Source organism: Bradyrhizobium sp. dw_411, from assembly GCF_018449695.1.
Taxonomy (GTDB): Bacteria; Pseudomonadota; Alphaproteobacteria; order Rhizobiales; family Xanthobacteraceae; genus Bradyrhizobium.
This window is the reverse complement of sequence record NZ_JAAVUY010000006.1, coordinates 139,784-152,240: the sequence shown is the minus strand read 5'-3', so window position 1 is coordinate 152,240 and position 12,457 is coordinate 139,784. Positions and strand designations below refer to the sequence as shown.

Annotated in this window: 11 protein-coding genes; 4 read left to right on the top strand and 7 right to left on the bottom strand. The window is 64.0% G+C overall.

Features of this window, described 5'->3' with window-relative positions:
• Positions 1-110: 110 nt before the first annotated feature.
• The 5 genes from HB676_RS11920 to HB676_RS11900 form a co-directional block, all read right to left on the bottom strand.
• Positions 111-530, bottom strand: a complete 420-nt coding sequence (locus HB676_RS11920) for a DUF2946 family protein (RefSeq protein ID WP_213737992.1) — start codon at positions 528-530, stop codon at positions 111-113.
• 165 nt (positions 531-695) lie between these two features.
• On the bottom strand, positions 696-2,759 hold the full coding sequence (locus HB676_RS11915) for a hypothetical protein (protein WP_213737991.1): 2,064 nt from the start codon (positions 2,757-2,759) through the stop codon (positions 696-698).
• A gap of 9 nt (positions 2,760-2,768) precedes the next feature.
• The gene (locus tag HB676_RS11910) at positions 2,769-5,576 is read right to left on the bottom strand and encodes a DUF4159 domain-containing protein (protein ID WP_213738247.1); all 2,808 of its coding nucleotides are present in this window, start codon (positions 5,574-5,576) and stop codon (positions 2,769-2,771) included.
• A complete protein-coding gene (locus HB676_RS11905; RefSeq protein WP_213737990.1) occupies positions 5,576-6,520 on the bottom strand; it encodes a DUF58 domain-containing protein in 945 nt (314 codons plus the stop codon). The genes HB676_RS11910 and HB676_RS11905 overlap by 1 nt, the downstream gene beginning before the upstream one ends.
• Complete coding sequence (locus HB676_RS11900; RefSeq protein ID WP_213738246.1) at positions 6,520-7,524, bottom strand: MoxR family ATPase; 1,005 nt, start codon at positions 7,522-7,524, stop codon at positions 6,520-6,522. The genes HB676_RS11905 and HB676_RS11900 overlap by 1 nt, the downstream gene beginning before the upstream one ends.
• A gap of 299 nt (positions 7,525-7,823) precedes the next feature.
• On the opposite strand from HB676_RS11900, the gene HB676_RS11895 reads away from it, so the two are divergent.
• The 4 genes from HB676_RS11895 to HB676_RS11880 are packed head-to-tail and all read left to right on the top strand — an operon-like array spanning position 7,824 to position 10,679.
• Positions 7,824-8,486: a DUF1285 domain-containing protein gene (locus HB676_RS11895; RefSeq protein WP_213737989.1), complete on the top strand. Its 663-nt coding sequence runs from the start codon at positions 7,824-7,826 to the stop codon at positions 8,484-8,486.
• Positions 8,483-9,154, top strand: coding sequence for a CoA pyrophosphatase (locus tag HB676_RS11890; RefSeq protein ID WP_213737988.1), 672 nt, complete (start codon positions 8,483-8,485; stop codon positions 9,152-9,154). Before HB676_RS11895 ends, HB676_RS11890 begins: the two co-directional genes overlap by 4 nt.
• The gene (locus HB676_RS11885) at positions 9,151-9,414 is read left to right on the top strand and encodes a DUF6111 family protein (RefSeq protein WP_213737987.1); all 264 of its coding nucleotides are present in this window, start codon (positions 9,151-9,153) and stop codon (positions 9,412-9,414) included. The genes HB676_RS11890 and HB676_RS11885 overlap by 4 nt, the downstream gene beginning before the upstream one ends.
• The gene (locus tag HB676_RS11880; protein WP_213737986.1) at positions 9,411-10,679 is read left to right on the top strand and encodes a CCA tRNA nucleotidyltransferase; all 1,269 of its coding nucleotides are present in this window, start codon (positions 9,411-9,413) and stop codon (positions 10,677-10,679) included. The genes HB676_RS11885 and HB676_RS11880 overlap by 4 nt, the downstream gene beginning before the upstream one ends.
• 230 nt (positions 10,680-10,909) lie before the next feature.
• On the opposite strand, the gene HB676_RS11875 is transcribed toward HB676_RS11880, so the two are convergent.
• Positions 10,910-11,176, bottom strand: a complete 267-nt coding sequence (locus tag HB676_RS11875) for a DUF2158 domain-containing protein (RefSeq protein ID WP_213737985.1) — start codon at positions 11,174-11,176, stop codon at positions 10,910-10,912.
• Positions 11,177-11,407: 231 nt separating this feature from the next.
• Positions 11,408-12,451: an alpha/beta hydrolase gene (locus HB676_RS11870; RefSeq protein WP_213737984.1), complete on the bottom strand. Its 1,044-nt coding sequence runs from the start codon at positions 12,449-12,451 to the stop codon at positions 11,408-11,410.
• Positions 12,452-12,457 lie beyond the last annotated feature (6 nt).

The following is a 12,457-nucleotide window of genomic DNA, read 5'->3' as shown; positions in this document are numbered from 1 at the left end:
GCGAATTTCAGAAGGCCTGCCGTCGATAGTCGACGAACTGATTTCGATTGATTCCGAAAGACTTGCCGCGCAATGCGCAGCGAGTCCTTGGAGCTAACGATTGATCGAGATCAGGCGGCGGGAGGGGCGCGAGGCTGAAATGCGACGCGAACCGGGCTTAGGTGAACGAACCCGGCATCGGTGGTCAGGTAGACGAATTCCACGGCGTGCGGCAGCAGCAGCGCCGGCGGCGTGGCAGACAACGCCGCATTGGCCATCGCGACCACGGCGCAGATCGCGCAGAAATCATCGGTCTGCCGGTCGGAATCGCGATCCGACGCAGGCTGTTGCGGCGTGAACTTGCTGACGGCCTGCGGCGCGGGCAGGCGGCTTGCGAAGGAAAGATCAAGCTGGGTCGCTGCGGATTGCAGCGCCGATACCGCGGGCGCCGCGATGGCATGGAAATGCCCGAACGACAGCACGAACTGAACGGCCAGCGCAAAAAGCGCCAGCCGCGTGCCGTGTTGGACGTTCGAACGAAACCACTTCATGCCGACAGGCGCCTATGCGTGAGCGCGCCGGGATATCCCGGCGACGCCGACGTTACAATATAACATCGCAAGAACAGGCGGAGGGTGTCAACCGTAGTCCCGCCGCGCGCGGCGACAATTCGCCGGGCTTGTGTGATTCACGCAACGGCATTGACTGAATTGTGATCAGCGTCCTTCGCGCAGCCAGGTGGCCGCGAACGCGCCGAGCAGCAGCAGCAATCCGATCAATCCGGCGAACACCGGCAGCACGCCAACGCCCTTGACGACGCTGGCGTCGCGCATCTTGACGCCCATCCAGCCGTCGCCGCGAAACACGCTGGAGGCATGCACCGGCACGATCCGCGGAAGATCGATGCTCGATCCGTCCACGACGCGGCGCACGTCGCCGCCGGTGGCCTGTGACAGCGGCCTGAGCATCTCGGTGGTGGAAGTGACTTCCGAAAATTCCTTCGGGTTGGTCGGGCCGACATTGATCAGGGCTTTCAGCGTGCCGTCGGTGGCCTGCCACAGCCCGAGTTCGCTCGCGGGGATCGTGGTGCGCCATGTCCCGGGCTCGCTGGCGCTGAGCGTCAACTCGCGCGTCGCGCCCGATGGCGAAGTCACCGTCACCGGCGTCACGCTGTCGGCCATGGTCTGGCGCAGTACCACCAGATCCTTGCCTTGCACCTGCAGGCGCAATGCTTCTTCGTCGAGATCAGGTTGCTTCATCAGCCAATGCGACATTCGCCGCAGCAAATCGAGATGCGGTCCGCCGCCTTCATAGCCGCGCGCCCACAGCCAGATGTGATCCGACAGCAATAGCGCGACGCGGCCCTCGCCGTACCGCGACAGCAGCAGCAGCGGTTTGCCATCGGCACCCGTCATGACCGGCGCGCTGGTGGCGTTGCGGGTTTCGACCTCACGGAAGAACCGGCTCCAGTGCGGTGGTTCGCTGGCGGAGCCTTCGAGGCCGCGGGTCACCGGATGGCGTTTGCCGGCATCGCTTAAGTGCGCGTAGAACGGTTTCTCGGTGACGCCGACCGGTTCGGCCGGCAGCACCGAATCCAGCGGCGTGCGCCAGATGCTGGTGGACGACGCGTAGTCGGGACCGGCCGACACCAGCACGGCGCCGCCGGCACGCACATAGCGCGCGATATTGTCGAAATAGGCGATCGGCAGCACGCCCTGGCGCGCGTAGCGATCGAAGATGATCAACTGGAATTCGTTGATCTTCTGCTGAAACAGTTCGCGGGTCGGAAACGCGATCAGCGACAATTCATTGATCGGCGTGCCGTCCTGTTTTTCAGGCGGACGCAAAATGGTGAAATGCACGAGATCGACGCTGGCGTCGGATTTCAGCAGGTTGCGCCAGGTGCGCTCGCCGGAATGCGGCTCGCCTGAAACCAGCAGCACGCGCAATTTGTCGCGCACACCGTCGATCGCCACCACCGCGCGGTTGTTGACCAGCGTCAGCTCGTTCTCGAGCGGCGAGGCCTCGATCTCGACGATGTTCTGGCCGGCATGCTTGATCTCGATATCGACATTGACGGTCTGGCCACTCTGAACATTGCGCTCGTTGATCACCTCGCCGTCGCAGCGCACGACCACCTTGGCGCGCTCGCCGCTGACACCCTGGTCATCCAGCCGATAGGTAATGGTCTGGACCTGTCCGACGATGCCAAAACGGGGCGCGGCGGCAATCGCAATGCGGCGGTCGCGCTCGTCCTTGCGGCCGGTGATCAGCGCATGCACCGGAGCCTGGAAGCCGAGTGCGGCGGCATTGGCGGGAATGTCATGCACCCGCCCGTCGGTAATCAGGAACGCGCCGGCGACGCGATCGACCGGAACATCCGACAGCGCCGACGATAACGCGCCGAACAATTTGGTGCCGTCGGTTTCGCCGTCGGCCTGGCCGGCTTCGACGACCCGCACTTCCAGTCCGGCGATCTTCTTGAGGCTGTCGACCAGCGCTTCCTGGGCCTTGGCGGTCTCGCCGGTGCGATTGCCGAAATTCTGGCTGGGGCTCTTGTCGATCACGACCGCCGCCACCGACGACAGCGGTTCGCGCTCCTCGCGGGTGAAAGATGGATTGGCCAGCGCCAACAGAATAAGCGCCAGCGCGGCCACGCGCACCGCCGCACCCCGGGCCCGTCCCAGCAGCAGCAACGCGGCGATCACCACGATGGCGGCGAGCGCCAGCCAAAGCACGAGCGTGGGGACCAGCGGGGTAAACGCGATGCCGTATTGCATGCCGCGCTCCTACTGGCCCAGCCGCTCGATGAGCGCCGGCGCATGAACCTGATCGGCCTTGTAGTTGCCGGTCAGCGTGTACATCACGATGTTGACGCCGGCGCGGAAGGCGAATTCGCGTTGCCGCGGTTCGCCCGGCGTCAGCGGGAGCATCGGCTGGCCGTCCGGACGCATCGCCCAGGCGCCGGCGAGATCGTTCGACGTGATGATGATCGGCGAGACGCCGTCGCCACCGCGCGCCGGATGCGACGCAGCCTCCTCGTCGTCCTCGCGCGGCAGGGTCTCGACCCAGGTTTGCCCTGAGTCAAACCGGCCGGGAAAGTCGCGCAACAGATAGAACGTCTTGGTCAGGACGTGTTCGCGCGGCACCGGCTCCAGCTCGGGAACGTCGAGCGAGGACAGGATACCGCGCAAGGTTAGCATGCCCGGCGTCTGCGAGGCGCCTTCGCCCGGCGTCGCTTCGATGGCGTCGCGGGTATCGAACAGCACGGTGCCGCCCTGTTTCATGTAGGCGTCAATCCGATTGAGCGCGTCCTGCGGCGGCTTCGGCGCGCCGGGCACGATCGGCCAGTAGATCAGCGGGAAGAACGCCAACTCGTCGCGCGCGGGATCGATGCCGACGGGATCGCCGGCTTCCAGCGCGGTGCGCTGCCCGAGGAACAATGTCAGTCCGGACAGGCCCGCCTTGACGATGGAATCGACGTCGGCATTCCCGGTCACGACATAAGCCAGCCGGGTCTGCGACGTGGCCTTGAGCGCGAAATCATCGGTGGCGCCATCGGCACGGACCGGCGAGGGTGCCGCCAGCAGGGGCAACAGAATGAAAGCGAACGCCAATGCCGCGGGCGCCGCACGCCGCCGCAGCAGCGCGGCGATACCGGCGCCGAGCATCGCGACGATCACGGCGTCAATCAAAAACAGCGCCAGCGCCGATGACAGCAGGATCCCGCGCAAGTCACGCGGTTCGGAATTGGTGTAGCTGGCGCGTCGAGCGCGCAGGCTCGAAGTGTCGAGCGGCGCGATGCGGTCGGCTGCGGCGAGCGTATTCACCGCGAGCGGGCCGTCGGCCGGGCCATAGAATCCCGGCGGATGATCCGACGTCGCGCGATCGCGGAAATCAGCGGAGAGCGGCTTTGCGGTCGATGGCGGAGGCCCGAACGCGCCGAAACCATCCAGCGTGCGCAATGGTGCGACGGTCTCGGTGCCGGTCTCGCCCGCAACGCCGGCGCCGGGGTTCGCTGTATAGCCCGAGGTATCGACGATCCGCCGCAGCATTTCGACAAAGGTGCCGGACAGCGGCAAATCAGACCAGCGCATATCGGCGCTGACGTGAAATAGGCTCACGAGACCCTTGCCGCGGCGCTCGCCGGTGACCAGCGGTGTGCCGTCTTCGAGCGAAGCCCAGCTTTTGGTCGCCAGCACCGCATCAGGTTCGGCGAGCACCTGCCGGCTGATGGTGATGTCCTTGGGCACTGCCAGACCGGCGAACGGTCCGTCGGCCGCAAACGACGCCAGATGCTGCGGCTTTTCCCAGGTCAGGCTGCCGCCAAGGCTGCGTCCGCCGCGGCGCAGTTTGACGGGGACGAGGTCGTCATCGGCCTGCGCGAGGCGCGGCCCGGCAAAGCGCACCAGCACGCCGCCTTGCTCGATCCAGGCCGAGATGCGTTCGCGAATTTCCGGCGACAGCGTACCGACATCCGCCAGCACGATCATCGGCAGTTTCTGGTCGAGGAATTGCGTGATCGCCTGCTGCGGCGCGCCGCGATCTCCGAGCCGCACGTCGGCGAACGGCCCGAGCGCGCGGGTGAGATAGAATGTCGAAGCCAGCAAGGGCTGCGCGGTATCGGTGCTCGATCCGCTGACCACGCCGATCGCGCGCCGGCGCCATCTCTTGTCGAGCAACTGCACCGCCCCCGCGGAGTGCTCGCCGGCGATTTCAAGCCGTGCGATGTCATTGCGCAATTCGACCGGCAGGTCGAACGACGCTTCGGTCTCGCGGTCCTGCGGCGCAAAGGTGTAGCGGGCTTCGCCGATCGGCGATCCCTTTTGATCGAGCGCGCGCACGGTGCCTGCGGCGATACCGCCATCGGTGCGCAGCACTTTTACCGTCATCTTTGCGGCGGCATTTTCGGCGGCGACCAGCGCCAGCGCGGAAGGGTTGCCGCCTTCAAAAATCGTCAAGGTGCGATCGCCGATGGTCTTGCCGAGGCCTTGGAGAAACTCCGGCCCCCGGCCGGTATCGACGCCGTCCGAGAGCCACGCGATCTCGCAGTCGCCGGTGGTTTTAAGAAAGCGCTCGAGCGTGGCGAGGGTTTCCACCCGTTCGATCGAATAGGGTTTTGGCACGATCTGGCGCAATGCCACCCGCGCGGTGCCGCCCGGCATGATCGTGATGTCGCGCGCGGGCTCGGACAGCGGCACCAGCGCGACGCCGCGCCGGTTGTTGTCGGCATTGGCGATCAATTCGTCGGCGGCCTTGACCCGTGCGTCCCAACTGCTGGCCGCGCTCCAGCCATCGTCGAGCAGGATTACCAGCGGCGCGCTGGAGCCGGCCAATCCCGTGGGCGGATTCCAGATCGGTCCCGCGGCTGCGATAATCACGAGTGCGGCGGCGAGCAGCCGCAACGCGGTCAGCCACCACGGCGTCCGCGACGGCGTCTCTTCTTTCGGTGCGATATCGAACAACAGCCGTGTCGGCGGAAATTCGATGCGGCGCGGCCGCGGCGGCATCACCCGCAACAGCCACCACAGCACGGGCAGGCTGAGCAGGCCCAGCAGCAGAAATGGTTCGGCGAACGAGAGCGGCAGTCCGGCAATCATGCGCTGCGCCCCGCTTTGACGCTCGACGTGCGCGCGCTGCCTTTGTTGACCATCATGCCCGAATGCAGGAACAGCAACAGTTCGGCGGCCGAGCGGCTGGTGGTGTGGGTCGAGAACAGCCAGTCGAGCTTGTTGGTCTCGCCTCGAATTTCGTCACGGTGCTGCGCCACGCGCGCGACGTAATCGTCGGCCCAGCGCTCAGCGCGGCCTGCGGTGATGATGCCGCCGCCTTCCGGTTCGACAAATTCGACCCGGCCCGAATACGGAAAGGTTTCTTCCGCCGGATCGACCACCTGAATCAGCGTGCCGTGCGCGCCCGACGCCGACAATCCGGCCAGCATGGTCTTGATGTCAGAGATCGGCGACCAGAAATCCGACAGCACCACGATCTCGGCCAGCGCCGAGGGCACAAAGGATGGCGGCAGGCTGGGGCGTGCGGCGTCGTCATGCAGCATCGCCTGCGCCATCTTGTCGATGACGCTGCGGCTGGCGGTCGGGTTGATCAGGCCGGGAATGCCGACGCGCTCGCCACCGGCAACGAGCAATTCGGCCAGCGCGAAGGTCACGATCAGGGTGCGTTCGAGCTTGCTGTCGCGCGCCTGTTTCGACGCAAAGGCCATCGAGGGCGAACGGTCCGGCCAGAGCCATACGGTGTGCGCAGCCTCCCATTCCTGCTCGCGAACATACAAATGATCGTCGCGCGCCGATCGGCGCCAGTCGACGGTTTGCGATGGTTCGCCGGAAACGAAGCGGCGGTACTGCCAGAAACTTTCGCCGGCGCCGGCGCGCCGCCGTCCATGCAGGCCGTGAATCACATTGGCCGCGATGCGGCGGGCTTCAAGCACCAGACGCGGCAGTGATGCGGCGAGCGTACGGCTTTCGCCGTCGGCACGTCGTATCGCTGTGATTTCCCCGGCCGCGTGCTTGGTCTCTGCGGCCATCAACCAATCCGCGTCTTCAATTGCCGGATCACGTCGGGAATGGTGCGGCCTTCGGCGCGGGCCGAGAACGTCAGCGCCATGCGGTGCTTGAGAACCGGCTCGGCGAGATCAAGCACGTCGTCGATCGAAGGTGCGAGGCGGCCGTCAAGCAAGGCACGGGCGCGAACCGCGAGCATCAGCGACTGGCTGGCGCGTGGACCGGGGCCCCAGGCAATCAGCTTGCCGGCTTCGCCGCCGTCCGGACCGGGACGCGCGGAGCGTACCAGCGAGAGGATCGCCTCCACGACGCTGTCGCCGACCGGCAGCCGCCGCACCAGCCGCTGTGCCGTGATCAGGATCTCGGCGTTCATGGCGGCTTTGGCCAAGGTCTCGTCCGCGCCGGTGGTCTCGAACAGGATACGCCGCTCGGCATCGCGGTCGGGATAGTCGACATCAATCTCCATCAGGAAGCGATCGAGCTGCGCTTCCGGCAATGGATAGGTGCCTTCCTGCTCCAGCGGATTCTGCGTCGCCAGCACGTGAAACGGTTTTGGCAGATCATGCCGCGCGCCGGCCACCGTGATGTGCTGTTCCTGCATCGCCTGCAGCAGAGCCGACTGGGTGCGCGGGCTGGCGCGGTTGATTTCGTCGGCCATCAGGAGCTGTGCGAATACGGGTCCCGAGATGAAACGGAACGACCGCTTGCCGGCAACGCTCTCGTCCAGCACTTCGGCGCCCAGAATATCCGACGGCATCAGGTCCGGCGTGAACTGGACGCGCTTGGCGTCGAGCCCCAGCGTAATGCCCAGCGTTTCAACCAGCTTGGTCTTGGCGAGGCCGGGTACGCCGATCAGGAGCGCGTGGCCGCCTGACAGGATCGTCACCAGCGTGTTTTCAACCACCTTTTCCTGGCCGAAGATGACGGTGGAGATCGCTTCTTTCGCGGCGCGGATTTGACCGGCGACCTGCTCGGCCGAACGGACGATCACGTCTTCGAGTTTTTCGACACTGTTTGCGCCAACCATATCTGCGCCAGCCATTTCGTTCTCCTTGGTCGCACTCCAGCCGGAAATGTCACGATTGCGTCGTCATGCCATGAACCTCATGCTAAACTTATGCGAAGGCCATGTATTCGTTGAATTAAACTATCCCCACATTATCGGCATTTCAGGCTATTAACGGCATCACGATGTGGCGACTTGATGAGGAGGTCTCGCAAGGGTCTCTTCCAAGGTATTTTTCCATGTCGCACAGCGGAATACTTTTCCTCAGAAGACGTGCACCAATCGTGCCAAACCTAGGGCGTGCAGACTCAGGGCAAACCATGGCGAAGCAAGGGCGGATCAGCGATCAAGGCCGCGAAGGCAACAAAACCTTGCAAAACCTTGATGGAATCGCCGCGGCCGCCCAACAAGCCGCGAACGACGCTGGCGATGCGGGTTCCGCGCAAAAGGGCAAGCAAAAGGGAATGCCTCCCGTGCATTTGTGGAATCCGCCGTTCTGCGGCGATCTCGACATGCGGATCGCGACCGACGGGACGTGGTTCTACCTGGGGACGCCGATCGGCCGGCCGGCGCTGGTCCGGCTGTTTTCAACCATCCTCAAGCGCGAGGACGGCAAGCACTTTCTCGTGACACCGGTGGAGAAGGTCGGCATCCGCGTCGACGATGCGCCGTTCCTCGCGGTGGAGATGCAGAAGGAGGGTGAAGGCCCTGACCGGCGGCTGCGCTTCCGGACCAATGTGGACGACTGGGTTGCCTGCGACAGCGCACACCGCCTGCGATTCAAGGCTGCCGCCGACGGCGGCCTGACGCCCTATCTCCATGTCCGGTCCGATCTGTGGGCCAAGGTTACGCGGGCGCTCTATTACGATCTGGTTGACATGGGCGAGGAGCGAGTGGTCGATGGTCATGCGATGTTTGGGGTAGCATCGGCCGGCGAATTCTTCGCGATGGCCGATGCGGAGCAGGTGAGGGGCGCACTTTGAACGAGCCGATGCGAAAGCCGGTGCCGGCTGCGATCAGTTCGGTGGAGTTTTTCGATCGGGCACGGGCGCGGCTGAATTTCGACGTGCCGGCGGGCCTGACCGATGCCAGCATCATCCCGTTGAGCGGGGATCAGGGCAATGATCGCATGCTGGAGATCATCGCGCGCGAACAGCCGATCCGGCCAGCGGCGGTGTTGATCGCGGTGGTCGACCGTCCGGAGCCAACCGTGCTCCTGACCCAGCGCTCCGCGCATCTCAACGATCACGCCGGCCAGATTTCCTTTCCAGGCGGCAAGATCGATCCGACCGATGCGTCGCCGCTCGATGCGGCGTTGCGCGAAGCCAACGAAGAGGTCGGTCTCGCGCGGGAGTTCATCGATCCGGTCGGTTATCTCGATCTCTACGGAACGGCGTTTGGATTTCGTATCCTGCCGACGGTCGCCCGGGTGCGGCCGGGCTTCACGATGCGCGTCAGTGCGGCCGAAGTCGATGATGTATTCGAGGTCCCGCTGGCGTTCCTGATGAATCCGGCGAACCATCAGATTCACAGCAAGGAATTCCGCGGCATCGAACGCTCCTACTACGCGATGCCCTATGAAGAGCGTTACATCTGGGGTGCCACCGCCGGAATCCTGCGCGTGCTGTATGAACGGATCTATCTGCCATGATCCGTCCGGCGTTGACCGAAGTCGGAATTTTCCTGATCCCGTTCGCGGTCTATGCGCTGTTTCTGATTGCGACCCGCTCCGGATTACTAATGCAATCGTCGTGGCCGCTGCGCATCATCGGCAGGCTTTTGATCGGCTCATTGCTGCTGGTGGTGATCAGTTTTGTGTTGCTGGCGCAATTTTCCGGCGGGGCACCTAATTCCACCTACATTCCCGCCCATATCGAGAATGGCAGGCTGGTTCCCGGAGCTGAAAAATGAGCGGCGCGCGCGTGCCGGATGATGCGCCGTGGCTCAAACCCGGTCCGGCGGCTCGCGTGCTCGAATTGCTCAATGGCAATGGAGAGGAAGCGCGCGTGGTCGGCGGCGCGGTGCGCAATTCGCTGCTGAAGATTCCGATCGACGATGTCGATATCGCCACCACCGCTGTTCCCACCGAGGTGATCCGCCGCGCCAAGGCGGCCGGCGTCAAGAGCGTGCCGACCGGCATCGATCACGGCACCGTCACGCTGGTTGTCGACGGTCAGCCCTTTGAAGTCACCACGTTGCGCGAGGATACCGAGACCTTCGGTCGCAAGGCCAAGGTCGCGTTCGGCCGCGACTGGGTGCGTGATGCGCAGCGGCGCGATTTTACCATCAACGGCCTGTCCGCGGACGCCAAGGGTGTGGTGTACGATTACGTCAGCGGCCTCGACGATATTGCGGCCAGGCGCGTGCGCTTCATCGGCGATCCCAACTCACGGATTGCCGAGGATTATCTGCGCATCCTCAGGTTCTTTCGCATTCATGCCGCCCATGGCGAAGGTGAACCCGATCGCGCAGGCTATCTCGCCTGCATCGGCGGGCGGGCCGGCCTTGCCACGCTTTCGGCCGAGCGCATGCGCATGGAAATGCTCAAGCTGATGGTTGCCAAAGGCGCCGCCGACGCGGTCACGGCGATGGCCGACGGCGGGCTGTTGCTGCCGATCTTCGGCGGCGTCGCCTATACCGGGACTTTTGCGGCCATGGTGTCGGTGGAACGTCAACTCGGATTGGCGCCCAACCCCATTCGCCGCCTCGGCGCGCTGGCGGTCGCCGTGACCGAGGATGCGCGACGGCTAGGGGCCCGCCTGCGATTGACCAATGCCGAAACCAGGACGCTCGATTCGATGGGGCATCGCTGGTGGCGGCTTGCCGGCATGGACGAAATGAGGGCGCGGCGGCGGCTCTACAGGTTGGGCGAGGAACGCTATCGCGACCGGCTGATGCTGGCCTGGGCGCGGGCCGGTGCGGATACCGATTCGGATGGCAATGCGGAGTCTTGGCATGCGCTGGCTACCTTGCCGGAACGCTGGCAGGCGCCGAAATTTCCGTTGAAGGCCGCCGACTTCATCGCACGCGGCATTGCCGAAGGACCGGGGCTCGGACATGTGCTCGCTTTGGCCGAAGACGCCTGGCTGGCAGCGAATTTCCCGATCGAGGTGTCAGCGCTTGAAGCCATCGCCGATCAAACCGTGGCGCGCTTCCGCCGCGATCACCGCCTGTGACGATCATTTCCGGCTTTGCCGATATCTCCTGGATACCGTTGTTCCGTAGCCTCTCACCCGGCGCTACGCGCCGACCTCTCCGAATGGGAGAGATGAAATAAAAAAGCGATGCCGCCGAACGGGGGAAGGGCGGCATCGCAAGACGGAATTACGCTACGCAGACAGACTGACGCAAACGGCTTACGCAGGAAGACCTTTATCCAGGGAAGGCCTTATTCAGGGAGACCTGCTCAGGCCGCTTTGCGCTTCTTGCGCGAGGCTTTTTCGTCGTGATCTTCGTCTTCGTCCTCGTCTTCTTCGTTTTCCTCGTCGTCTTCTTCGTCATCCGGCTCGGCGATGTCGGCGGATTCGAGCGCGATCAGGGGAAGCGTTTCGCGAAACAGATCGCCTTCTCCGCCCATCCACAGGCACGCGACCGCATCGTCGTGTACTTCCGCGACCGTCATCGGATGACCGCCGGACTTTAGAATGACAACATCGCCTGGTTTCAAATCCATGATCTGTTCCTCGGTTGATCGACGGAGTTTCAACCTATCGCGATGTCATGACAGGTCGATCACGGCCACGCGTCCGCTTTGTGTCGCCGACACAAAAGTCTCGATTTTTGTATTGCTCGAAATTCAGGGCTGGCCATTCAATGGAGAGGCTAATCGAGGTGAGCCGATCGGAGCGTCAGAAGCGCGGCCGACCGGCTCGACAAATTCACGTCGCCTCACGCATCCAGAACCTCACGCATCCAGGAACAGGGCTGCATGGGCCAGGAAGAGTTCCGGATACTGGTAGAAGGGAGCGTGATTGGAATCCGGATATATGATGAGCTGCGCGTTCGGCAGGTGCTGTTGCAAGGTGAGGCCGTTGACCGTGGGAATGATCAGGTCGTTTTTGCCATGCACGACGAGCGCCGGATGATGAATTTCAGCCAGATAGTCCAGAACGCCATCGACCTTCTCGTTCGATTTGACGATCGCCTGGAACTGCGTGGCGGCGGATGCCTCGCTGACCTCGGGACTGCGGTCGCGGCGACGGTGCTTACGTTCGAGGTACTCGAGACCGGCCGCCCGACCGGCGGGAGAGGACGAGAAATGCGCGGCGATCCAGAGATGTTCGGGCGGATCATAAGTCGCAGAGAAGATCTCGGCGGATTTGCTGGCGGCAGTGTCGGCGCCGCGCGGGCCGGTGCCGACCAGTACCAGCTTGCGCACCAGATCGGGCGCTTGCACGGCGATCTCCTGCGCGATCTTGCCGCCGATCGAATACCCCAGGATGTCAGCCTTGCTGATCCCGAGCGCCTTGATGAAGGCGATCGCGTCCCGCGCCATATCGGGGAAAGTCGCCGGCACCTCGCCCGAGCTCGCGCCGACGCCCGCATTGTCAAACAGGATCACCTCGCGCTGCTGGGCCAGCCCATCGGTGATCGCCGGATCCCAATGATCCATGGTGCCGCGGAAATGCACGTTCATGACAATCGGCACGCCGCCGGTCTTGCCGAAGCGCCGATAGGCGAAGCGGATGCCGTTGGCCTCGACGTACTGGGTCGGGGCGGAATGATGCGTATGTGTGGTCATGGCAAGAACTCCTTGATGAAACCTTGATCCGCGTTGGCTCGCCTCGAGGGGATTATCCCGGGTCCATTTTCCGCGATCGAAGGGTGCAAGTTCATAGGCAGGCGGCGGCCGGCCGTCCTGAAATCGGGCTGAACCAGTCCGAATTTGTTCTGAAATTTGGGTTATGCCGGCGGGGCTGTCGCCGCCTCGACGGGCTTGAATAACCAAAGCGAA

Coding starts and splice junctions, on each gene's coding strand:
- HB676_RS11880 (WP_213737986.1), top strand. CDS start 9,411: ATGAGCGGCGCGCGCGTGCCGGATGATGCGCCGTGGCTCAAACCCGGT.
- HB676_RS11895 (WP_213737989.1), top strand. CDS start 7,824: ATGGCGAAGCAAGGGCGGATCAGCGATCAAGGCCGCGAAGGCAACAAA.
- HB676_RS11905 (WP_213737990.1), bottom strand. CDS start 6,520: ATGGCCGCAGAGACCAAGCACGCGGCCGGGGAAATCACAGCGATACGA.
- HB676_RS11875 (WP_213737985.1), bottom strand. CDS start 11,176: ATGGATTTGAAACCAGGCGATGTTGTCATTCTAAAGTCCGGCGGTCAT.
- HB676_RS11915 (WP_213737991.1), bottom strand. CDS start 2,759: ATGCAATACGGCATCGCGTTTACCCCGCTGGTCCCCACGCTCGTGCTT.
- HB676_RS11885 (WP_213737987.1), top strand. CDS start 9,151: ATGATCCGTCCGGCGTTGACCGAAGTCGGAATTTTCCTGATCCCGTTC.
- HB676_RS11920 (WP_213737992.1), bottom strand. CDS start 530: ATGAAGTGGTTTCGTTCGAACGTCCAACACGGCACGCGGCTGGCGCTT.
- HB676_RS11900 (WP_213738246.1), bottom strand. CDS start 7,524: ATGGTTGGCGCAAACAGTGTCGAAAAACTCGAAGACGTGATCGTCCGT.